This is a genomic window from Nonomuraea thailandensis (genome assembly GCF_024172165.1).
GTDB classification, from domain to species: domain Bacteria; phylum Actinomycetota; class Actinomycetes; order Streptosporangiales; family Streptosporangiaceae; genus Nonomuraea; species Nonomuraea thailandensis.
The window spans coordinates 8,078,769-8,100,455 of the sequence record NZ_JAMZEB010000002.1 but is presented as its reverse complement, the minus strand read 5'-3'; the positions used below and the strand labels follow the sequence as shown (position 1 = coordinate 8,100,455).

General features: G+C 70.3%; 20 protein-coding genes. 9 read left to right on the top strand and 11 right to left on the bottom strand.

The features are described from left to right. Positions 1-61 precede the first annotated feature (61 nt). Genes HD597_RS40900 through HD597_RS40885 form a run of 4 tightly spaced genes read right to left on the bottom strand, consistent with a single transcriptional unit; the run spans position 62 to position 3,948 of the window. On the bottom strand, positions 62-1,285 hold the full coding sequence (locus tag HD597_RS40900) for a flavin-dependent oxidoreductase (RefSeq protein ID WP_253749877.1): 1,224 nt from the start codon (positions 1,283-1,285) through the stop codon (positions 62-64). 49 nt (positions 1,286-1,334) lie between these two features. Beyond that, positions 1,335-2,123, bottom strand: coding sequence for an ABC transporter permease (locus HD597_RS40895; RefSeq protein WP_253749874.1), 789 nt, complete (start codon positions 2,121-2,123; stop codon positions 1,335-1,337). Between the two features lie 11 nt (positions 2,124-2,134). Beyond that, complete coding sequence (locus tag HD597_RS40890) at positions 2,135-2,950, bottom strand: ABC transporter permease (protein ID WP_253749870.1); 816 nt, start codon at positions 2,948-2,950, stop codon at positions 2,135-2,137. After that, a complete protein-coding gene (locus tag HD597_RS40885; protein ID WP_253749867.1) occupies positions 2,947-3,948 on the bottom strand; it encodes an ABC transporter substrate-binding protein in 1,002 nt (333 codons plus the stop codon). The genes HD597_RS40890 and HD597_RS40885 overlap by 4 nt, the downstream gene beginning before the upstream one ends. A 620-nt stretch (positions 3,949-4,568) precedes the next feature. Here HD597_RS40885 and HD597_RS40880 point away from each other — a divergent pair. From HD597_RS40880 to HD597_RS40850, 7 genes are all read left to right on the top strand, one after another. After that, positions 4,569-7,403: a sensor histidine kinase gene (locus HD597_RS40880; RefSeq protein WP_253749864.1), complete on the top strand. Its 2,835-nt coding sequence runs from the start codon at positions 4,569-4,571 to the stop codon at positions 7,401-7,403. Next, entirely contained in the window at positions 7,400-7,822 is a 423-nt protein-coding gene (locus HD597_RS40875; protein WP_080042345.1) for a roadblock/LC7 domain-containing protein, read from the top strand. The genes HD597_RS40880 and HD597_RS40875 overlap by 4 nt, the downstream gene beginning before the upstream one ends. Continuing rightward, entirely contained in the window at positions 7,822-8,241 is a 420-nt protein-coding gene (locus tag HD597_RS40870) for a DUF742 domain-containing protein (RefSeq protein WP_372513467.1), read from the top strand. The genes HD597_RS40875 and HD597_RS40870 overlap by 1 nt, the downstream gene beginning before the upstream one ends. Beyond that, positions 8,222-8,809, top strand: coding sequence for a GTP-binding protein (locus HD597_RS40865; protein ID WP_148435115.1), 588 nt, complete (start codon positions 8,222-8,224; stop codon positions 8,807-8,809). The genes HD597_RS40870 and HD597_RS40865 overlap by 20 nt, the downstream gene beginning before the upstream one ends. A gap of 86 nt (positions 8,810-8,895) precedes the next feature. Further along, positions 8,896-10,275: an aldehyde dehydrogenase family protein gene (locus tag HD597_RS40860; protein ID WP_253749861.1), complete on the top strand. Its 1,380-nt coding sequence runs from the start codon at positions 8,896-8,898 to the stop codon at positions 10,273-10,275. A gap of 4 nt (positions 10,276-10,279) precedes the next feature. Next, positions 10,280-10,717, top strand: coding sequence for a DUF3598 family protein (locus tag HD597_RS40855; protein WP_253749859.1), 438 nt, complete (start codon positions 10,280-10,282; stop codon positions 10,715-10,717). Then, positions 10,714-11,685 (top strand): nitrilase-related carbon-nitrogen hydrolase, encoded by a 972-nt coding sequence (locus tag HD597_RS40850; RefSeq protein WP_253749855.1) that lies wholly within the window; start codon positions 10,714-10,716, stop codon positions 11,683-11,685. The genes HD597_RS40855 and HD597_RS40850 overlap by 4 nt, the downstream gene beginning before the upstream one ends. A gap of 8 nt (positions 11,686-11,693) precedes the next feature. On the opposite strand, the gene HD597_RS40845 is transcribed toward HD597_RS40850, so the two are convergent. From HD597_RS40845 to HD597_RS40815, 7 genes are all read right to left on the bottom strand, one after another. Further along, entirely contained in the window at positions 11,694-12,485 is a 792-nt protein-coding gene (locus HD597_RS40845; RefSeq protein ID WP_253749852.1) for an ABC transporter permease, read from the bottom strand. Then, positions 12,482-13,339 (bottom strand): ABC transporter permease, encoded by an 858-nt coding sequence (locus HD597_RS40840; protein ID WP_253749849.1) that lies wholly within the window; start codon positions 13,337-13,339, stop codon positions 12,482-12,484. The genes HD597_RS40845 and HD597_RS40840 overlap by 4 nt, the downstream gene beginning before the upstream one ends. Continuing rightward, the gene (locus HD597_RS40835; protein ID WP_253749845.1) at positions 13,336-14,292 is read right to left on the bottom strand and encodes an ABC transporter substrate-binding protein; all 957 of its coding nucleotides are present in this window, start codon (positions 14,290-14,292) and stop codon (positions 13,336-13,338) included. The genes HD597_RS40840 and HD597_RS40835 overlap by 4 nt, the downstream gene beginning before the upstream one ends. Positions 14,293-14,370: 78 nt before the next feature. Further along, positions 14,371-15,375 (bottom strand): methyltransferase, encoded by a 1,005-nt coding sequence (locus HD597_RS40830; protein ID WP_253749841.1) that lies wholly within the window; start codon positions 15,373-15,375, stop codon positions 14,371-14,373. Between the two features lie 16 nt (positions 15,376-15,391). Further along, positions 15,392-16,195, bottom strand: coding sequence for an ABC transporter permease (locus HD597_RS40825; protein ID WP_253749839.1), 804 nt, complete (start codon positions 16,193-16,195; stop codon positions 15,392-15,394). Further along, positions 16,192-16,968, bottom strand: coding sequence for an ABC transporter permease (locus HD597_RS40820; protein ID WP_253749836.1), 777 nt, complete (start codon positions 16,966-16,968; stop codon positions 16,192-16,194). The genes HD597_RS40825 and HD597_RS40820 overlap by 4 nt, the downstream gene beginning before the upstream one ends. Continuing rightward, positions 16,965-17,951 (bottom strand): ABC transporter substrate-binding protein, encoded by a 987-nt coding sequence (locus HD597_RS40815; RefSeq protein ID WP_253749833.1) that lies wholly within the window; start codon positions 17,949-17,951, stop codon positions 16,965-16,967. The genes HD597_RS40820 and HD597_RS40815 overlap by 4 nt, the downstream gene beginning before the upstream one ends. A gap of 518 nt (positions 17,952-18,469) precedes the next feature. Here HD597_RS40815 and HD597_RS40810 point away from each other — a divergent pair. Together HD597_RS40810 and HD597_RS40805 are read left to right on the top strand one after the other, a co-directional pair. Then, on the top strand, positions 18,470-21,193 hold the full coding sequence (locus tag HD597_RS40810; RefSeq protein ID WP_253749830.1) for a sensor histidine kinase: 2,724 nt from the start codon (positions 18,470-18,472) through the stop codon (positions 21,191-21,193). Between the two features lie 67 nt (positions 21,194-21,260). Next, on the top strand, positions 21,261-21,683 hold the full coding sequence (locus tag HD597_RS40805) for a roadblock/LC7 domain-containing protein (RefSeq protein WP_020546542.1): 423 nt from the start codon (positions 21,261-21,263) through the stop codon (positions 21,681-21,683). Positions 21,684-21,687: the final 4 nt, after the last annotated feature.

Sequence of the window (21,687 nt, the reverse complement as noted above, 5' to 3'; positions counted from 1 at the left end):
TAAACCTAATCTGGCGCGATCTTACTCTCGCACGAACCGGCCTGTCATGGGAGTCACAGGCTCAAACACTCCACGACTCCCTTTCGTTCAGCGTCCGCACGTCGGCGTCGGAGATGGCGCGCTGGGCGGCCTCCATGGCGGCCAGTTCCTGCGCCGTGAGCACCTCGCCGACGTGGCCGAACCCGCCGGGCGCGCGCTCGGCGACCAGCGCGATCGTCTTCTCGATGGGCAGGGACCGGCTCGCGAGCACGAGCGCCGACGTCGGCGGGCGCCGCTCCGCCTCGTACGCCGCCAGCGCGACCGCCGGGTCGTCGTGCGTGGCCAGGCAGCGGGCCAGGAACCGGGCGTCGAGCACGGCCTGGGAGCCGCCGTTCGAGCCGATGGGGTATATGGGGTGGGCGGCGTCGCCGAGCAGGGTCACGCGGCCCTTGCTCCAGCGGGGGAGGGGGTCGCGGTCCACCATGGGGTATTCGAGTATCCGCTTCGTGGCGGCGAGTAATGCCGGGATGTCGACGAGCGGGTACTTCCATGACGCGAAATATCCGGACACGTCGGCGTGGGTGCCCTCGCGGGACCAATCGGCGTCCGGCACGATCCCGGGCTCGGCCACCTTTGCCTCGGCCACCCAATTGAGCAGCCGCGGATTGCGCGCCGAGATGTGATAAGTCACGAATTTCGCGGCGGAGTTCGAGCCGCCGGCCAGCACCGTGGCACCGTCGAGCACCCGGTCGCTCTCCGCCACCCCGCGCCACATCCTGATCCCGCCCCACCGCAGCGGATCGCCGGACGGCCACAGCCGCGCCCGTACGGAGGACTGCACCCCGTCGGCCCCGACCAGCACGTCCACCCGCTCCCGAGAGACCCGATCGCCTTGCCGCAGCGTGACGAGCACCCCGTCGCCGTCCTGCTCGAAGCCCTCGAAGGCGACCCCGGTGCGCACCGGCCCGATCCGCTCCTCGACCGCTGCCAGCAGCGCCATCTGCAGCTCGCCCCGGTGCACGCTGTACTGCGGCCAGCGGTAGCCGGCCGACCGGCCCCGGGGTAAGGCCATGATGATGTTGCCGTGCCGGTCGGCGACCGTCATGAAGCTCGTCTCCACGCCCATGTCCGCCAGCACGGGGCCGAGCCCGAGCTCGGTCAGCTCGCGTACGGCGTGCGGCTGCATGTTGATGCCCACCCCGAGCGGCCGCAACGTGCGCGCCGCCTCCACCACCACGCAGCCGAGCCCGGCCGCGTGCAGGCTCAGCGCCGTGCTGAGCCCCCCGATGCCCCCGCCAACGATCATCGTCCTCATGTGCGCCCCCAGACGCGACGACGTCCCCGTGGCACGGACTCTAATCGACGAGCTGCTGCGCGGCGTGGTGCCAGCCGAGCACGCGGCGCTCGACGACCAGGAACAGCTCGTTGAGCAGGTAACCCAGCACGCCGAGCAGCACGATCCCGGCCCACATGGCGGGCAGGTCGAAGGTCGAGTACGCGTCGGTGATCTGGAAGCCGATGCCGTTGGTGGTGCCCGGCAGCAGCTCGGAGAAGACCATGACGATCAGGGAGAGCGACAGGGCCAGCCGCAGCCCGGCGAACATCTTGGGCAGCGCGGAGGGCAGGACCACGCGCAGGAGCCGCTCGCCGCGCGACAGCCGGAACGCCTGGCAGGTGTCCAGGTGCAGCGGCTCCACCGAGCGGGCCCCGTCGGCGGTGTTGAGCAGCACCGGCCACACGATGCTGAACATGATGAACGCGAGCTGCATCCGCAGCCCGAACCCGAACAGCACCAGGAAGACGGTCACCAGCGCGGGCGGCGGGATGGCGCGCAGGAACTGCAGCACCCCGTCGAGATAGTCGTAGACCCGCGCCGACAGCCCCACCGCCAGCCCGAGCACGACCCCGGCCAGCGCGCCCCCGGCGAACCCGAGCGCCATCCGGCCCAGGCTGGGCAGGATGTTGCCGATGGCCAGGTCGGTGAGGAACGCCCGCTCGACGGGGCCCGAGAACCACATTGCGTGCATCCGGCTCACGATCGTGCTGGGCGGTGGGAAGAACGGGCCGGCCGCCAGCCGGGTGGCGGCCTCCCAGAGCAGGACGAGCACGACCAGCACCAGCGTCCGGAACAAGGCGGTCCGCATCCCCCGCCTCCTCATGAGCGCTCTCCCAGCTGCGCGTGGTGCCAGCGGAACGCCCGCCGCTCGGCGGCCACCAGCAGCGCGTTCACCGCGACGCCGAACAGCCCCACCCAGAACACCCCGGCCAGGATGTCGGTCATGCGCGCGGGCACGGCGATGCCGGCGAAGAAGATGAACACGCCGATGCCCTCGCCGCGCCCGGCGACGATCTCCGTGCTGACGGTGAGGATGAGCGCCACGCCGGCGGCCAGCCGGACGCCGGTGGTGATGAAGGGCGCCGACGACGGCAGCGAGACCCGCAGCAGCACCGACAGGGGGCCGAAGCCGTAGGCGCGCAGCGACTCCTTGGCCAGGGGGTCGACGCCGCGCAGGCCGTACATCGTGTTGTAGAGGATGGGCCAGAGCGAGGCGTAGACGACCAGCGCGATCCGGTGCTGCAGCCCCGTGCCGATCACCAGGGCGACCAGCGGGATCAGCGCCACGGAGGGGATCGGCCGCAGGAACTCCACGACCGAGCGCATGGCCGCGTCGATGATCGGCACGCTGCCGAGCAGCAGGCCGAGCGGCACGGCCAGCAGGGCCGCCACGCACAAGCCGATCGCCCAGGCGAGCGCGCTGGTCAGGGCGTGCGCGCGGAAGGCCGGATCGAGCAGCAGCGCGCCGGCCCGCCCGACGATCTCGGAGGCGGGCGGCAGGAACTCGGGGTCGGCCAGCCCTGTCCTGCTGACCAGCTCGATCAGGGCGGCGAAGGCGAGAGCCCCGGCCGCCCGGCGGTACCAGCGGGACGCGGAGGACGCCGGACGGGCGCGGGGCAGGGTCTGAGTGCTCACCCGGACGTGGTGGGCGACATGAGCGACTTGACGTCGATCTCCTTCGTCAGCCACTTCGCTTCCCACATCCAGTCGGCCACCCGCTGCAGCCGGACCGGGTTGTCGTTGCTGGAGAAGTAGGGGAAGGTCACGGTGGCCGCGGTGGCGGCGTCGATCTGCGTGAAGTTCGGCAGCACCTTGGCCACCACCTCGCGGTTGTTCTCCATGAGCTTGGCCGCGTTGTGGATGGCCCGCTGGAAGGCGGCCGCCGTCTTCGGGTTCTTGTCGTACCACTCCTGCGTGCCGACGTAGCCGGAGATGGGGAACTCGGCGGCGGGGCCGGAGGCCGGGTCGAGGATCTTGCGGGCTCCCATGGTGGAGGTGGCGGCGGTGACCATGGGCTCGCCCAGGTAGGCGGCGTCGATCTGGCCGCCCTTCCACGAGGGCATGATGTTCTGGAACGTCACCTGGACGTACTTGATGGTGGCCGGATCGACGTTGTTGGCCTTCAGCACCTGCGTGAGCGCCAGCTCCTGGAAGTTGTGCAGGACGTTGACGTTGATCGTCTTGCCTTCCAGGTCCTTCGGCGTCTTGATGGGGGAGCCGGGCAGGGCCATGATGCTCAGCGAGTCGGGGGCCGCGCGAGAGCCCTCGGCCAGGATGCGCAGCTTGAGCGCCTGCTTGTCGTGTGCGGCGAACATCGACACGTAGTTGCCGAACATGGCGTCGATCTCACCCTTGACCATCATGGGGATGGCCTCGGGCGCGGCCTGGACCACCTCGGGGGTGACGTCCAGGCCCTCCTGCTCGAACAGTCCCTGGTCGATGGCGACGTAGATGGCGGCACTGTCGATGGCGGGCAGGGTTGCGATCTTGAGCTTCGTCTTCTCCAGGCCGGCTGCCGCGGCGGCGGAAGGCGGCGCGCTGGCGGTCGTTTCGGTGCCCGTGCTGCACGCCGCGGCGCCGAGTGTCAAAGCGAACCCGATGATGGCGGCTCTGGCGGAACGGCCAAGCCTCATGTCAGGGACTCCCTTCGGGTGGAGCCAGGGGGGGACCGGGTGGCTTCTGCTCCCGGGGGCTGTGTGCCTGACGCACAACAGGGATTGACCGTAGCACCAAATGGGTGGTCATTATCGCGAAGATATCACTTGTGGTTGCAATGTCCGATTGCCGCTATATCGTGAAAATTTGACGACCTGCAAGAAAGCTGATGTTTGTCCGGTTTGGGAAAGGGGGTGGCTCGCGGGGCATCGGTTGCTGGTGTGGCGTCCGCTCGGTCCTTTCCGTGAGTCAGGATGAGGCTCGCGGAATGATCAGTTGTTGCCATATTTCCCCTGGTAGAAGCCATCTTACCGATTCTGTCGGATTTTCTGGACATCTAGGGATAAACACCTCATCGGGGCACTAGTAGTGGTTGGCCCTGGTCGACCCGTGTGCTCAAATGGCGCTTATCTCGATGGACACAATTGCCCGACGTGAAACCCCGCATGTCACCGAGAATTCCCTCAAGGGCGAGAGGTTGCGAAGGCAAGTGAGAACGCAGAGCGCTGAAGCTTCCGCTGACCGCGAGCCGCACGGCCATCAGAAGCGACGGCCGCCCAATCCGCCTTCAAAGCGATTCGGATTGGGCAACTGGCACGTGCGATCGCGCCTCATCGCGCTGATCGTCGTTCCGACGGCCGTCGCCGTGGGCCTGGGCGGGCTGAACGTCGTCACCTCACTCAGTGACGCCAACACGTACCAGACCCTCAGAGAGGTCGCCGAGCTCAGCGAGCAGCTCGGGGCCGTCACGCACGAGCTGTCCTTCGAACGTGACGAGACCGCGCTCTTCATCGCCCAAGGGCGGCCGCAGGACCGCGAGGGGCAGCTCGGCACCACCCACAGCCAGGTGAACAACCTCATCGAGGACGCCGAGCAGCGCGCGCTCGCGCTCTCCGACACCCACGCCGAGGCCGTGCGGCCGGTGCTGCGCCGGCTGGAAGAGGTCCCGACGCTGAGAGAGACCGCCGTCAACGGCAAGATCCAGCCGCTGCCGATGATCCAGAAGTACTCCCAGATCATCGCGCGGCTGCTGCAGTTCCACGACCAGGTCGGCCAGGTGGCGGTGGACGACCAGGTGGCCGACAGCGCCAGCGCCATGGCCGCCATCTCGCGGGCCAAGGAGCAGGCCTCCAAGCAGCGCGGCATCCTGGCCAGCGCGCTGGACAAGAAGGGCTTCGACAGCGGCGAGCTCGACGCGCTCACCGACGCCAAGTCGCGGGAGGAGAGCGAGGAGACGCTGTTCGGCGTCCTGGCCGACCTCGACCAGCTCGAGCTCTACCGCAACACCGTCGTGGGCCGGGACGTCGACCAGACCGACCTGTTCCGGCTGCGGGCCATGGCCCAGTCGGCCGAGGGCAAGGAGCTGAGCATCGGCGTGCGGCCGGACCGGGACGTGGTCACCTGGTTCGAGGTCAGCACCGGCAAGATCGACGCGCTGCGTACCGTGGAGAAGGAGCTGTCCTCCTCCGTGATCCTGCGCGCCCGCGCCCTGGAGGAGGCCGCCAACCGCTCGGCGCTGATCTCCGGCGTGCTCATCCTGATCCTGCTGATCGTGGTGATCGCGATCATCTCGCTCATCGCCCGCTCGCTCATCAGGCCGCTGCGCCGGCTGCGCCGCGAGGCGCTCGACATCGCCGGGCAGCGCCTGCCGGAGACCGTGCAGCAGCTTCGCGAGAGCGGTGACGGCACCGTCGGCCCCGTGGTGCCGATAGGCGTGGACACTCACGACGAGATCGGCGAGGTGGCGCGGGCCTTCGACGAGGTGCACCGCGAGGCCGTGCGGCTGGCGGGCGAGGAGGCGCGGCTGCGCTCCAACGTCAACGCGATGTTCGTGAACCTGTCGCGGCGCAGCCAGACGCTGGTGGAGCGGCAGATCACCCTGATCGACGGGCTGGAGCAGGGTGAGCAGGACGAGCAGCGGCTGGGCAACCTGTTCAAGCTGGACCACCTGGCCACCCGCATGCGCCGCAACAGCGAGAACCTGCTGGTCCTGGCCGGGCAGGACCCGCCGCGCCGGTGGAGCCAGCCGGTCAAGCTGGTCGACGTGGCCCGCGCCTCGCTGTCGGAGGTCGAGAGCTACGAGCGGGTCGTGCTCCAGGTGCCCGACGGGGTGTCGGTGGCCGGGCAGGCCGTCAACGACGTCATCCACCTGCTCGCCGAGCTGGTGGAGAACGCGCTGTCGTTCTCGCCGCGCGAGACCAGGGTGACGGTGTCCGGCAGCCGGATCGACGGCGGCGGCGTGATGTTGTCCATCACCGACTCCGGCATCGGCATGACACAGGAAGAGCTGGTCCAGGCCAACGAGCGGCTGATGGAGGCGCCCAGCGTGGACGTGTCGGTGTCGCGGCGGATGGGCCTGTTCGTGGTCGCCAGGCTGGCGCACCGGCACGGCATCCGCGTGCAGCTCCGTCCGCACGCCTCCGGCGGGCTGACCGCGATGGTGCTGATCCCGGAGAGCATGCTGGGCTCCCAGGCTCCGAACTTCGCCGGGATGCCGTCGTTCTCGGGCAACCAGCCCCCGTCGTTCTCCGGCAACCAGCCGCCGTCCTTCGGCGACCAGCCGCCGTCCTTCGCCGGTGACCAGCCTCCGGCCTTCTCCGGCAACCCGACCTCGTCCTTCTCCGGTGACCAGCCGCCGGCCTTCGCGGGCGCGGCGGCGGGCGGGCCGGGCGGCGAGCCGTACTCGGGGCCGCATCCCGCCCCACCGGCCACCGACTGGCCGCAGTCCACGTTCCAGCTGGGCCCGGGACACCCGTCGTTCCCGTCCAACCCGGAGGCGGGCGGCAACTGGGGCAACCCCGACCCGCCGTGGCAGCCGGACCCGTCCGCCTGGCCGCCCGAGCCGCGCAGCGGCTTCCAGAGCGGCGACGTCTGGAGCCCGCCCCGCGGCCCGGCCTGGAACGGTGACCGCGGCCTGCCCAAACGACCCGTCCCCACGCCGCCCCCCGGCGGCTGGAGCCAGGACACCAACCCGCCGCAGCGACCCGGGTTCGACTTCCAGGACTCCGGGTCCGAGCCGGGCAACCCCATGCCGGCGGCACCGCCCGCGTCCGCCGGTGACGACTACCTGCCGATCTTCGCCGCCGTGGAGTCCGCCTGGTTCGGCCGCGACACGAACGGCGCGAGCTGGGGCTCCTCGAAGTCGGACGCGGGCTGGAGCGCGGCGGAGGCAGCGGTGGAACCGGTACGTGACGGCGCGACGGCGGCGGGCCTGCCCAAGCGGGTGCCCAAGGCCAACCTGGTGCCCGGCTCGGCCGACGCCTCCCCCTCCCCGCAAGGGGTGTCGCCGCTGCCGTCGGTCTCCCCCGACCGGGTGCGCAACCGGCTCTCCAGCTTCCAGCAGGGCTTCCGGGCGGCCCGCGACGACATCAGCGAGGGCAGGGCGCTCCCGCCTTCCGGTCCGAGACAGAGTGAGAGAGAGGAGGACATATGAACGACCTCAGCCACGCGGCACGCGGCGTCGACTGGCTGATCACGGACTTCGTCAGCACGGTCCCGGGCGTGGCGCACGCGGTGGTCGTCTCGTCCGACGGTTTGCCGCTGGCGGCGTCGGCGGGCTTTCCGGCCGATCGGGCCGATCAGCTGGCCGCCATCGCGTCGGGTCTGGTCTCGCTGACGCAGGGCGCGGCCAGGGTGTTCGAGGGCGGCGCGGTCAATCAGACGATCGTGGAGATGCAGCGCGGTCTGATGTTGATCATGTCGATCAGTGATGGTTCGTGCTTGGCGGTGCTGGCGGCGCCGGACTGTGACATGGGTCTGGTGGCGTATCAGATGACGCTGATGGTCGATCGCGCCGGTCAGGTGCTGACTCCGGCTGTGCGCGCCGAGCTGCGTGCCAGCCAGACCAGGTGATGTACGTGACAGACCCGAGATGGAACAGCGGCGGTTGGGCCCCTCCGCCTCAGCCCCAGTCCCAGTCGCAGCTGAATCCCGACCCCGCTTCGCCCGTCCGCCCGTACGCGGTGACAGGTGGACGGACGGCGCCGCGGGTCAAGCTGGCGATGGAGGCCCTGGTGTCCTCGGCGACCGCCGAGCAGCGGGAGTTCTCCCACATCACGCCGGAGTACCAGGCGATCAGCCAACTGTGCCGGCAGGTCCGGTCCGTGGCCGAGGTGTCGGCCCTGCTGCGGATCCCGCTCGGCGTGGTGCGCGTGCTGATCGCTGACATGGCCGCCGAAGGTCTGGTCCGCGTGCATCAGCCACAGCTGGACGCCGGTAGGCCGGACGTCAATCTGCTCGAAAGGGTGCTCAGTGGACTTCGCAGGCTCTAGCCCCGGACTCACCTCGACGAAAATCGTGGTGGCTGGAGGTTTCGGGGTGGGCAAGACGACGTTCGTGGGAGCGGTGTCGGAGATCATGCCGTTGACGACGGAGGCCGTCATGACGGACGCCTCCGCCGGGATCGACGACCTCGGCATGACACCGCTGAAGTCGACCACGACCGTCGCCATGGACTTCGGCCGGGTCTCCCTCGACCGTGACCTGATCCTGTACCTGTTCGGCACGCCCGGGCAGCACCGGTTCTGGTTCATGTGGGACGACCTGGTGCGCGGAGCCATCGGCGCGGTCGTGCTGGTCGACACCCGTCGTCTGGCCGACAGTTTTCCGGCGATCGACTACTTCGAGGAGGCGCAGCTGCCGTTCGTGGTGGGCATCAACGGCTGGGACGGGCAGTATCCCCACAGCGACTCCGAGGTGCGCGACGCCCTGACGCTGGCGCCGCACATCCCGATGGTCCGGCTCGACGCCCGCAAGAAGGACTCGGTCAAGAACGCGCTGATCCAGCTCGTCGAGCACGCGCTGACGGTACGGATGGCGGTCCCCGGCTGGGGCGGCTGACCCGTGGCGGGCCCCGGGTGCGTTGACGCGGGGCCGATCACATGATCACAATGGCTCCCGCCGAGCATCGCAGGAGCCCGCACCGCATGAACGTGAGGAACCCGATCACCGGGCAATCCGACAGACCGCTCGCTCCGATCCCGCCCGACCGGCTGGCCGCCGTCGCGGCCGGGCTGCGCGAGCGGGCCCCCGCGTGGCAGCACGCCGATCGCGGCGCGGTCCTGGCCCGCTTCGGGGCCGCGCTGGCCGACGACGACGCCCTGCTCTCCGCCCTGGTGGCCGACACCGGCCGGGTGGGGGAGTCGCTCCTGGAACGCCGGCTCGTGGCCGGGCTGATCGACCGGTGGGTACGCCAGGCGCCCGCGCTGCTCGCCCCGCCCGCCGAACGCCCCGCCTCCCTGCCCGGGGTGTCCGTGGCCGGTGACGTGGTGCCGTACGAGCTGGCCGGGATGATCACCCCGTGGAACCTCCCGCTCCTGCTGGGCCTCATCGACGCCGTCCCCGCGCTGGCCGCGGGCTGCACGGTGCTGGTCAAGCCGAGCGAGGTGACACCCCGTTTCATCGAGCCGCTGATGCGGCTCGTCCCCGGCGACCTGCCGCTGCGGGTGGTCGAGGGCGACGGGGCCACGGGCGCCGCGCTCGTGGACCTGGTGGACACCGTCGTGTTCACCGGCAGCGTCACGACGGGACGGCAGGTGGCGCAGGCGGCGGCCCGCGCGTTCGTGCCGGCGTTCCTGGAGCTGGGCGGCAAGGACCCGGCGATCGTGCTGGCCGGAGCCGACCTCGGCCGCGCCGCGTCGGCGATCCTGTGGGGCGGCACCGCGAACGCCGGGCAGTCCTGCCAGTCCATCGAGCGCGTCTACGTGGCCAGGGAGGTGCACGACGAGTTCCTCGACCGGCTGGTGGCCGAGGCCGGCCAGGTCGGCCTGACCTGCGAGGGCGGCCCGATCGGCCCCATCATCAAGCCGGGCCAGGAGGACCTGATCGCCGCCCACGTCGCCGACGCCGTGGCCAAGGGCGCGACCGTGCACACCGGCGGCCGGATCGAGCGGCACGGCGGCGGGCACTGGTGCCGCCCGACCGTGCTGTCCGGGGTCGATCACGGCATGCTGATCATGACGGAGGAGACGTTCGGGCCGGTGCTGCCGGTGATGGCGGTCTCCGGGCCCGACGAGGCGGTCGCTCTGGCCAACGACTCGGTGTACGGGCTGTCGGCCGCCGTCTTCGCGGCCGGCGAGGAGCAGGCCCGCGCCGTCGCGGCCCGTCTCCAGGCCGGCGCGGTGAGCATCAACGACGCCGGGCTGACCGCGCTCGTGCACGAGGGGGAGAAGAACTCCTTCCGCCTGTCGGGCCTGGGCGGCTCGCGCATGGGCCCCGCCTCCATCGGCCGGTTCCTGCGCCGCCGGGCCTTCCTGGTCAACCGATCCGACGCCGCCGACCCCTGGTGGCACAGCACGAAGGAGTAACCGGATGGGACTGCGCGCGGACATGCCGCTGCTGGCCCGGCACGAGGGCGAATGGGAGGGCGAGTACCGCCACGTCGGCCCCGGCGGCGAGCTGCTCGACCGGCACCGGGTGCGGATGACCTGCGAGATCCGCGACGACGCCGTCTACCACCAGACCAACCGCTACACCTGGGACGACGGCCGCACGGAGGTGCACGAGTTCCCCGGCGCCTACCTCGGCGGCGGCCGGTGCGGCTTCGACACCGAGCGGCTCAAGGGCGAGTTCTGGGAGCTGGACGCCAGCACGATCTACCTGAACTGGCAGTTCAAGGGGCAGGACCTGCGCCTGTTCGAGCTCATCGTGCTGAGCGAGGACGGGCGCTCCCGCAGCCGGGTGTGGCAGTGGCTGCGCGACGGCGTGTGCGTGAAGCGGACGCTGATCGACGAGCGGCGGGTCGCGTGACCGCGTACACCGCGCTGGCCCTGCAGGTCGAGACCCGTGCCGGAGCCGGGATCGGGGCCGCGATCGACCGGATCGCCGCCCAGGTGGGCGGCTCGAAGGCGTGGCTCGGGCCGGAGCTGCGCCTGGTCGTGCTGCCCGAATACGTGCTGACCGGCTTCCCCGTGCGGGAGAGCCCGGCGCAGTGGCGGGACCGCGCCGCGCTCGACCCCGGCGGCCCCGAGTACCGCGCGCTCGGCGCCGTCGCCGCCGACCACGACGTCTTCCTGTGCGTCAACGCCTACGAGCGCGATGAGCACTTCCCCGACCTGTTCTTCCAGGCCACGGTCATCCTCTCCCCGGCGGGCGAGGCCGTGCTGCGCTACCGCAGGCTGCACTCGCTGTTCTCGCCCACCCCCTACGACGTGTGGGAGCGCTACCTGGAGATCTACGGCATCGACGGCGTGCTCCCGGTGGCCCGCACCGAGCTGGGCAACCTCGCCGCGGTGGCCTCCGAGGAGATCCTCATGCCGGAGCTGGCCCGGGCGCTGGCGTTGCGCGGCGCCGAGGTGCTCTGCAACCCCACCTCGGAGGCGTCGTCCCCGGCGCTCACCCCCAAGGCCGTCGCCCGCCGCGCCCGTGCGGTGGAGAACCTGGCCTACGTGGTGTCGGCCAACAGCGGCGGCCTGACCGGCATCGCGATCCCCGGCGACTCCACCAACGGCGGCTCCGAGGTGATCGACCACCAGGGGCGGGTGCTCGCGCAGGCCGGGCCGGGGGAGACGCTGGTCGCCGCGGCCGAGCTGGACCTCGCCGCGCTGCGCCGGGCCCGGCTGCGGCCCGGCATGGCCAACCTGCTCAGCCGGGTCAAGACCGGGCTGTGGGCCGAGGAGTACGCCAGGCACGACGTCGAACGGCCCGCGAAAGGCGTGCCCGATCGGGCGGAGCTCCGGGCGAGGCAACTGGCGGCCATCGCCCGGCTGTACGGCTGACTCCGGCCTCACGCGTCGCCGGTGCGCGCGCTCGTGTGCCAGCCCAGCACCGCCCGCTCCACTGCCAGGAACGCCGCGTTGAGCCCGATGCCGAGCAGCCCCAGCAGCACGATCCCGGCCCACATGGCCGGGATGTCGAACTGGCTCTGCGCCTCCAGCATGCGGTGCCCGATCCCCTCGCTGCTGCCCACCAGCTCGGAGATGACCATCATGATCAACGCCAGCGACACGCTCAGCCGCAGCCCCGCGAAGATCTTCGGGGCGGCGGCGGGCAGGATGATCCTGGTGAGCCGCTGCCACGAGCTCAGCCGGTAGACCGCGCCCGTCTCGATGTACTGGCGGTCGACGTGGCGGGCGCCGTCCATGCTGTTGATCAGCACGGGCCAGACGACGCCGTACACGATCGAGGCCAGCTGCATCGGCGTGCCCACCTTGAACAGCACCAGGAACACCGGCAGCAGCGCGGCGGGCGGGACCGACCGGCCGAAGTGCACCAGCGGCTCCACCAGGCCGGACAGCCACGCCGAGCGGCCGAGCACCACCCCGAGCAGCACTCCCGCCGCGCACGCGATCGACCACCCGGCGAACAGCCTGGACAGGCTCGGCACCAGGTCCGCCACCGCCTCGTCGGTCAGGAAGACCCGCGACGGCGGCCCGGAGAACCACAGCTCGTGCAGCCGCGCCACGATCTGCGACGGTGGCGGGAAGTACGTCGCCTGCAGCGCCCGCGTCACGAGCTCCCAGGCCGCCACCGCCACGGGCAGCAGCCAGTACCACGCCACCCGCCGCACGACGCTCACGTGCCCTCCCCCGTCCGCGCGTGGTGCCACCGGAACAGCCGCCGCTCACCCGCCGTGAACAGCAGGTTCGCCGCCAGCCCGAGCACGCCGGCCCACACCGTGGCCGCCAGCACCCGGTCCAGCCGGTTGGCGCTGCCCGCCAGCGACTGGAACGCCCCGATCCCGCCGCCGCCGGGCGCCAGCAGCTCCACGCTCACGGCCACGATCAGGGTGACCGCCACCGCGATCCGCACCCCCGTCGCGATGAACGGCGCCGCGCTCGGCAGGCTCACCCGCAGCGCCACCGCCAGCGGGCCGAAGCCGAAGCTGCGCAGCGTCTCCTTGGCCAGCGGATCGACGTCGCTCAGGCCGTACATGGTGTTGATGAGCAGCGGCCACGAGCAGGTGTAGACGACCAGCGCGGTCTTGGCGTCGTGCCCCTCGGGGAACAGGAACACCGCCAGCGGGATCAGCGCCACCGACGGGATCGGCCGCAGGAACTCCACCAGCGGCCGCGCCGAGCGCTCCAGGAACGGCACCGTCCCGAACAGCAGTCCCGCGGGCACGGCGACCGCGATCGCGATCACCAGCCCCAGCAGGCACGGGCCGAGCGTGGCCAGCACGTCGGTCCTGAACTGCGCGTCCAGCGGCAGCGTGGCCGCCGTGGCGAGCACGTGCGACACGTACGGCAGGAAGTCCGGGATCAGTCCCGTCCGCCCGGCCACCTCGGCGGCGGCGAGAAACCCCATCACCCCCGCGAAGCCGAGCACCCCGCGCCCGGGCCCGGAGCCGAGCACCCCGCGCCCGGGCCGGGCGCCGAGCACCCCTCGCCGGGGCCCGGCGCCGATGACGCCGCGCCCGGTCCGAGGGGTCATCCGCCGACCGACGCGAAGAGCTGGCCCACGTCCACCTTGGTCTTCAGGTAGCCGTAGCCGTGCATGAGGTCGGCCAGCTTCTGCACGCTGGCCTTGTCGGGCTCCATGGTGAACGTCCCGAGCGTCATCGCCGCCGCCGTGTCCGCGGGGATCTGCGTGTACGTCGGCACGACCTCGTCGATGGCCCTGCGATCGGCGCCGGCGACCTCCTGCGCCTTGGCCAGCGCCCGGTGGAAGGCCGCGGCCGTCTTCGGGTACTTGGTCAGCCACTGCTCGGTGACGCCCCAGCCGTCGATCGGCACGCCCTCGGTGACGCCGCTCGTGGTGTCGATGATCTGGGTGGCGCCGCCCTTCTTGGCCGCGCTCAGGAACGGCTCCACCAGCCACGCCGCGTCCACCTTGCCCGTGGACAGCGCGCCGAGCTGGTCGGCGAACGGCACGGGGACGAACTTGACGTCCTCCGGCCTGACCCCGCCCTCCTGCAGGTGGGCGTTGGTCACCGTCTGCCCCAGGGCCTTCAGCACGTTGACCCCGACCGTCTTGCCCTTCAGGTCGGCGACCGCCTTGATCGGCGAGCCCTTGGCCACGACCACGCCGGAGACGTTCGGGGCCCCGCCCATGGTGTGCTGGAACAGCTTCAGCTTGGCCGCGCCCGAGTCGTTGATGGTCATGAGCACCACGTAACTCGTCATGAACGCGTCCATGCTGCCGTTAACGATCTTCGGCATGACCGCCGTCGGCGCCTGGATGATCTCGGTCTTGACCGTCAGGCCCTCCTCCTTGAAGAAGCCCCGTTTCTCGGCGATGAACAGCGACGCCGAGGACGGCACCGGCACCACGCCCACCAGGAGCTGGGTCTTCTCCAGCCCGCCGGAGGACGCGGCGCCGGTCGTGCCGGTCTGCCCCTCTCCTCCTCCGCCTCCGCACGCGCTGAGTGCCAGCGCCACTGCCATACCCGCGACTACGATCCTGGTCAGTTGCATCGCCACTGCCTTTCTGAGTCCGGTGGTCCGGCGGAGGCTGGGAAGGGGTCAGCGGCGCCTGGCCTCTATGAGGTTGGCGCCGGCTCCGAGCTCGATGACATCGCTGAGAACCAGCCCCGCCTGGTCGAGCACGGCGGCGTACTCGTCGCGGCTGCGCTCGGTGCCGCCATTGAAGATCGCCAGCATCCGCATGTCAATGTCCTTGCCGAGGTGCGGCTCCTCGCTGTCGGGAAGCACCACCTCGAGGATGAGGACGCGCCCTTCGTGGTTCATCGCCTCGCGGACGTTGCGCAGAATCCTGACCGCATCGTCATCGTCCCAGTTGTGCAGGACGCTGGCCAGCAAATAGACGTCACCGCCCGCCGGCACCCCGGCGAACATGTCGCCGGGGACCACCTGCGCCCGGTCGGCCAGCCCCTCGGCCGCCAGCGTCTGCCTGGCGTGCCCGGTCACGTACTCCAGGTCGAACAGCACGCCGCGCATCTGCGGGTTGGCGTGCAGGACGGTGGCCAGGATGTGGCCCTTGCCGCCGGCCACGTCCACCATCGTCGCGGTGGCGGGGAAGTCGTACCGCTTGGCCAGGCCCTCGGTGAGGGGGATGGCCCTGGCCGTCATGTAGTCGTCGAACATCCGGCTCACGTCCGGGTTCGCGGCCAGGTGGTCGTACAGGGGCCCGTAGCGCTCGATGAACGCCGAGCCGCCGGCGCGGACGGTGGCGGGCAGCATGCCCATGGCGTACCAGAAGCTCTCCTCGCCGAGCATGCGGATCGACGAGCGGACCGAGTCGGGCACGTCCGAGCGCAGCGGCGTGCCCTTCTCGGTCAGGTCGTACGTGTCGGGCCCGGCCACCCGCACCACGCCCATGCTCGCCAGCTCACGCAGGACCCTGCGCAGCGACGGGGCGTGCGCGCCACAGCGCCCGGCCAGCTCGGCGCCGGCCAGCGGCCCCTGTGCGAGGTGGTCGGCCAGGCCCAGCTCCGCCATGGTCAGCAGAGCCGCGAAACGGGAGATGTCTCCTATGGCTCCCCATAAGAGGTCATCGGAATGCGGCATGTGTCCTTCCAGGGGATCACGGGTTGCGGTTGGCCTGCCGGTGCCAGACGAGTACGCGCCGCTCGGCCAGCACGAACAGGGAGTTCACGACGTAGCCGAGGATGCCCAGCAGCGCGATCGCCGCCCACACCCCCGCGCCGTCGAAGCTGCGCTGGGCCTGCAGCAGCTGGTACCCGATGCCGTCGGAGCCGCCGAGCAGCTCGCTGATCACCATCATGATCAGGGCCAGCGACAGGCTCAGCCGCAGCCCGGCGAAGATCTTCGGCGAGGCGGCGGGCAGCAGCACCACGCGCAGGTACTGCAGCTTGGTCAGGTTGAAGACGGTCGCCGTCTCCGTGTACGTGCGGTCCACGGCCCTGACGCCGTCGATGGAGTTGAGCAGCACCGGCCAGATCACGCCGAACACGATCGTCGAGAGCTGGGTGATCAGGACACCGCTCACGAGCTCGGAGGACAGCCCGGCCGTGAGGACGAGGAACACCGGGATCAGCAGCGGCGGCGGGAGCGCGCGGCCGAACTCGATCAGCGGATCCACGTAGTCGGTGGCCGCGCGCGAGCGTCCGAGCAGGATGCCCGCGAGAATTCCGATCACGGAGGCCAGGATCCAGCCGCCGAACATGCGCCCGAGGCTCGGCAGGATGTTGGCGATCGCGTCCTCGGTGAGGAACACCTGGCCGACGGGGCCGGAGAACCACAGCTCGTACATGCGGGTGACGATCGTCGTGGGCGGCGGGAAATCGGTGTCCCCGATCGCGCGGGTGATCAGCTCCCACACGACGAGCACCAGCGGGACCGCCAGGAATCTGGTGAGGGTCTTCACGAGTCCGCCGCTCCCGTCCGCATCCGGTGCCAGTGGAAGAGCCGGCGCTCGCCGGCCAGCAGCAGCACGTTCGCGAGCACACCGATGACACCGGCCCAGAACGTGGCCGCCATCATGAGGTCCGTCCTGTTGCCGCTGCCTGCGACGGCCACGTAGACGCCGATCCCGTTGAAGCCTCCGGCCAGCAACTCGGCGCTGACGGCCAGGACGAGCGCGATGCCCGCGGCGATCCTGATGCCCGTCGCGACGAACGGGGCCGCGCTGGGCAGGCTCACCCTGGCCAGCACGGCCAGCCGGCCGAAGCCGAAGCTGCGCAGCGACTCCTTGGCGAGCGGGTCGACGTCGTGCATGCCGTACAGGGTGTTGATGAGGATCGGCCAGACCGAGGCGTACACGATGACCGAGATCTTCATCAGCTCGTCCACCGGGATCAGCAGGATCGCCAGCGGGATGATCGCCACGGAGGGGATCGGGCGCATGAACTCGAGCACCGGCCGGATGGCGCTCTCCAGCGGCGTCAGCGCGCCGAGCAGCACGCCCACCGGCACGGCGATGACGGTCGCCAGGAGCAGGCCGAGCACCCAGTTCGTGAGGGTCGTGCCGACGCCGGCCAGGAACTCGGGGTCGGCCAGCAGGCGCCCGGCCTCGATCAGGATGGTCGAGGGGGCGGGGAAGTCGAGCTGGTCGCCGATGCCGAAGCGGATGACCAGCTCCCCCAGAACGAGGAACCCCGCGGCGCCGATGGCGCCGCGGAGCAGGCGTGCACTGGTCATCCGTTTGAGGCGGGCGCCGCGATGACCGACTTCACGTCGATCGGGCTCTTCAGGTAGCCGTACTCGAGCATGAGGTCGGCGACCTTCTGCAGGCGGTTGGCGTTCAGCTCACTGGGGTACGCGCCCAGCGTGATCACGGAGGCCGTCTTGGCGTCGATCTGCGTGTACTTCGGCAGCATGGCCTCGATCTCCTTGCGGTCGGTCGAGGCGACCTGCTGCGCCTTGGCGATGGCGCGCTGGAAGGCGGCCAGCGTCTTCGGGTACTTCGAGGCCCACTCGTCGGTGGCCATCCAGCCGGCGATGGGCAGGTCGGCGGTCTGGCCGGTCATCGTGTCGACCAGCTTGCGGAAGCCGTGCTTGCTCTGGTTGGCCGTGATGAACGGCTCGGTGATCCAGCCCGCGTCGGCCTGGCCGCTCACGATCGTGTTGCCCATTTCGGGGAACGGCTTCTCGACGAACTTGACGTCGGTCTCCGCGAGGCCGGCCACCTTGAGCTGCGAGGTCACCGCGAGCTGGGCGATGTTCTTCAGGTTGTTGACCAGAACCGTCTTGCCCTTGAGGTCCGCCACGGTTTTGATCGGCGAGTCCTTCGGGACCATGATGTTGAAGGTGTTCGGGGCGGCCTGGTACATGTCCGCGACCAGCTTGATCTTCTTGCCCTGGCTGACGGCCATGAACGTCGAGACGTAGTTGGTCTGCGAGATGTCGAGAGAGCCGTTCTCGATCGCCGGAATGGCCGCGGCGCCACCGGTGATGATCTTCGGCGTGACGGTCAGGCCCTCTTCCTTGAAGAAGCCCTTGGCGTTGGCGATGTAGAGGGATACCGGGTCCGGAATGGGGAGCGCCCCGACCGTGATGGTGGTTTTCTCCAAGCCGTTGCTGTTGGCGGAGGTCTCCGGAGTGTCGGAGCCGCCGCAGCCGGCAAGGGTGAGAGCGACTGTGACGCCGAGAACAATGGCGTGACAGCGCAGTTTGCGTGTCATCGGGGGGTTCTCCTACCAGGGGGAAGTCTTCTGGAGATCGGCACGGGATGCCGGGCGTGAAGCGTACCGGAGGGGAGATCTCAACGGGAGCACTATGCCACGTTTATGCCGTTTATCTGCAAAATATGACTGTGCACCGCTATAGATGTAAATAGAGGTGTATATGGCGTTTAGTGACTGTATGTCCGGATTGGCGCGTTGGTTGCGCTCCGTGTCCAGGGGTTTGCCACGTGAACAATGTGTGAGTTGGAACGGTTGAAAACCGTCGAGACGTTGGCCTAAGTATGAGGTTTGTGCTCAAATTGGGCCTCGAACTTGCCTGCGATCACTCGTCCGTGTGACGAAGCCGCTGAGACCCCCCTAGAGCAGGCCATGGCGAGAGGTTGCCACCAGTGAGGACAACAACGACCGGCTCCGGTCGTGGTAGCGCTCCGGACGTTCCGGAAGAGTCTGCAGGCGGTGCGGCGCCGCCGCAGCCGCCCCGCTCGGGCAGCTCGTTCGCCCTGCGCAACTGGCGTGTGCGCACCCGCCTCATCGCTCTCATCGCCATCCCCACGATCGTGGCCGTGATCCTGGGCGCGCTGCGCGTCACCACCTCCATCAGCAGCGCGCAGCAGTACCAGCTCATCAGCGACTCGGGAAAGCTGGTCGCCCAGCTCGGCGAGCTCGCCCGCGACCTCGGCATGGAGCGTGACCTGGCCGGCCGCTTCGTCGCCGAAGGCCGGCGGGACGAGGAGAAGCTGAAGAGCCAGCAGGGCGTCGTGGACGCCAACGTCACCCGCACGCTGGCCTTCGCCAAGACCGTCGAATCGTCGCTGTCGGACCTGGGCCGCAGGACCTTCGACCGGATCGAGGTCCGGCTCAGCCAGCTTCCCTCACTGCGCCAGACGGTCGTCGGCTCGGAGCTCCCGCCGCTGCCGACCGTGGAGAAGTACTCCGAGACCATCGCCGACATGCTGCAGATCTATGACGAGCTCGGACAGGGCTCCACGGACGAGCAGCTCATCGCGACCGCCTCCGCGCTGCGGGCCATCGCCCGCGCGCAGGAACAGGCCTCCAAGCAGCGCGCGCTGCTGACGATCGCGCTGGTCCGGGGCGAGTTCGAGGAGCCGGAGTTCAACGCCTTCCTCGACGCTCGCTCCCGCCGCGAGAGCGAGCGGAGCGCGTTCATCACGGCCGCCACCTCCGCGCAGCGCCAGAACTTCGACAACACGGTCGCCAGCCGCAAGATCGGTCTCGCCGAGCTCTACATCAGCCGCGCCGTGCTGCTGAACAACAACGGCCAGTCCCTGCGCCGGCTCGACAACAAGACCGTGAACGACACCGACAGCTGGTTCGACGCCATCTCCGAGACCGTCGACCGGCACCACCAGGTGCAGAAGTCGCTGTCGGAGCAGGTGGCCACCCGAAGCGCCGACGTCGCCAGCGCCGACAGGCAGCTCGCCGCGATCAACATCGGCATCGTCATCGCGCTGCTGGTCCTGGTCCTCGCGATCACCGCCCTCATGGCCGGCTCGCTGGTACGCCCGCTGCGCCGCCTGCGCGGCGACGCCCTGAAGATCGCCGGGCACACGCTGCCCGACCTGGTCCGCCAGCTCCGCAACACCGACGTCGACCCCGACCAGCTACGGGTCCCGCCCATCGAGATCAACTCCAGGGACGAGATCGGTGAAGTCGCCCGGGCCTTCGACGAGGTCCACCGCGAAGCGGTCCGCCTGGCCGGCGAGGAGTCCAAGCTCCGCTCCAACGTCAACGCGATGTTCGTGAACCTGTCGCGGCGCAGCCAGACGCTGGTGGAGCGGCAGATCACCCTGATCGACGGGCTGGAGCAGGGTGAGCAGGACGAGCAGCGGCTGGGCAACCTGTTCAAGCTGGACCACCTGGCCACCCGCATGCGCCGCAACAGCGAGAACCTGCTGGTCCTGGCCGGGCAGGAGCCGCCGCGCCGGTGGAGCCAGCCGGTCAAGCTGGTCGACGTGGCCCGCGCCTCGCTGTCGGAGGTCGAGAACTACGAGCGGGTCGTGCTGGAGGTGCCGGAAGGCGTCTCCATCGCCGGCCAGGCCGTCAACGACGTCATCCACCTGCGCGCCGAGCTGATCGAGAACGCCCTGTCGTTCTCGCCCCGCGAGACCCGCGTCCCCGTCTCCGGCAGCCGGATCGACGGCGGCGGCATCATGCTCTCCATCAGCGACTCCGGCATCGGCATGACCGGCGAGGAGCTGGCCCAGGCCAACGAGCGGCTGACCGACGCGCCCACCGTGGACGTCTCCGTCTCACGCCGCATGGGCCTGTTCGTGGTCGCCAGGCTGGCGCACCGGCACGGCATCCGCGTGCAGCTGCGCCCGCACGGCTCCGGCGGCCTGACCGCCATGGTGCTCATCCCCGAGTCGTTGCTCGGCGCCCAGGCCCTCCAGGTCGGCACGCCCGCCGCGGCGGGCGGCGCCTCCAGGGAGGCCTTCCACACGCCGCAGCCCGCGGCCGCCAGCCCCTGGCCCGCCTCGTCGTTCCAGCTCGGCCCGGGACACCCGTCCTATCCGTCGTACCCGTCGGAGCCCGTCCCGCAGGGCGGCGGCAGCGGCTCCTGGGCGTCGGGCCCGGCCTTCCCCGCCGAGGCCGGCGGCTGGATGTCGGCCGACTCCTCCAACGACGTCTGGGTCAGCTCGCGCGGCCCCATGACCGGCGACAGCGGCCTGCCGCAGCGGGAGAGCAGCCTGCCCCAGCGCGGCGTGCTGCCCGACGAGACCCGCCCGTGGACGCGCGGTCCCGAGCAGCCGCTGCCCGCCAAGGGCAGCTTCAACAGCTTCCCCGAGACCGAGTCGGCCGCGACCGGCCCCATGCCCGCCGTCAAACCGGCCTCGGCAGGGGACGAGTACCTGCCGATCTTCGCCTCGGTGGAGTCGGCCTGGTTCGACCACAACGCGGCCGACGCCAACGGCACGTGGGGCTCGGCCAACGCCGACGCCGGCTGGAGCAGGGCGGAGGCCGTACGCGAGCCGGTGCGCGACGGCGCGACGGCGGCGGGCCTGCCCAAGCGGGTGCCCAAGGCCAACCTGGTGCCGGGCTCCGCCGACACGGTCTCGGCGCCCAAGGGCGTCGCGCCCATGCCGGCGGTCTCGCCCGATCGCGTGCGCAGCCGGCTGTCGAGCTTCCAGCAAGGCTTCAGGGCCGCGCGCGACGACATCAGCGAGGGCAGGACGTACGGGTCCGGGCCCAGGAATGACAGTAGGGATGAGGGCGCATGAGCGAGTGCACCGAGCGGCCAGTCAGACACAGCCGACTGTCGTTCATGCGATCGACGAAGGAGAGCGAATGAACGACCTGAGCCACGCGGCACGCGGGGTCGACTGGTTAATCACCGACTTCGTCAGCACCGTTCCGGGTGTCGCGCACGCGGTGGTCGTCTCGTCCGACGGTTTGCCGCTGGCGGCGTCGTCGGGTTTCCCGGCCGATCGGGCCGATCAGCTCGCGGCCATCGCGTCGGGTCTGGTCTCGCTGACGCAGGGCGCGGCCAGGGTGTTCGAGGGCGGCGCGGTCAATCAGACGATCGTGGAGATGCAGCGCGGTCTGATGTTGATCATGTCGATCAGTGACGGCTCCTGTTTGGCGGTGCTGGCGGCGCCGGACTGTGACATGGGTCTGGTGGCGTATCAGATGACGCTGATGGTCGATCGCGCCGGTCAGGTGCTGACTCCGGCTGTGCGCGCCGAGCTGCGTGCCAGCCAGACCAGGTGATGTA

Coding starts and splice junctions, on each gene's coding strand:
- HD597_RS40900 (WP_253749877.1), bottom strand. CDS start 1,285: ATGATCGTTGGCGGGGGCATCGGGGGGCTCAGCACGGCGCTGAGCCTG.
- HD597_RS40895 (WP_253749874.1), bottom strand. CDS start 2,123: ATGCGGACCGCCTTGTTCCGGACGCTGGTGCTGGTCGTGCTCGTCCTG.
- HD597_RS40885 (WP_253749867.1), bottom strand. CDS start 3,948: ATGAGGCTTGGCCGTTCCGCCAGAGCCGCCATCATCGGGTTCGCTTTG.
- HD597_RS40875 (WP_080042345.1), top strand. CDS start 7,400: ATGAACGACCTCAGCCACGCGGCACGCGGCGTCGACTGGCTGATCACG.
- HD597_RS40870 (WP_372513467.1), top strand. CDS start 7,822: ATGTACGTGACAGACCCGAGATGGAACAGCGGCGGTTGGGCCCCTCCG.
- HD597_RS40860 (WP_253749861.1), top strand. CDS start 8,896: ATGAACGTGAGGAACCCGATCACCGGGCAATCCGACAGACCGCTCGCT.
- HD597_RS40855 (WP_253749859.1), top strand. CDS start 10,280: ATGGGACTGCGCGCGGACATGCCGCTGCTGGCCCGGCACGAGGGCGAA.
- HD597_RS40840 (WP_253749849.1), bottom strand. CDS start 13,339: ATGACCCCTCGGACCGGGCGCGGCGTCATCGGCGCCGGGCCCCGGCGA.
- HD597_RS40835 (WP_253749845.1), bottom strand. CDS start 14,292: ATGGCAGTGGCGCTGGCACTCAGCGCGTGCGGAGGCGGAGGAGGAGAG.
- HD597_RS40830 (WP_253749841.1), bottom strand. CDS start 15,375: ATGCCGCATTCCGATGACCTCTTATGGGGAGCCATAGGAGACATCTCC.
- HD597_RS40820 (WP_253749836.1), bottom strand. CDS start 16,968: ATGACCAGTGCACGCCTGCTCCGCGGCGCCATCGGCGCCGCGGGGTTC.
- HD597_RS40815 (WP_253749833.1), bottom strand. CDS start 17,951: ATGACACGCAAACTGCGCTGTCACGCCATTGTTCTCGGCGTCACAGTC.
- HD597_RS40805 (WP_020546542.1), top strand. CDS start 21,261: ATGAACGACCTGAGCCACGCGGCACGCGGGGTCGACTGGTTAATCACC.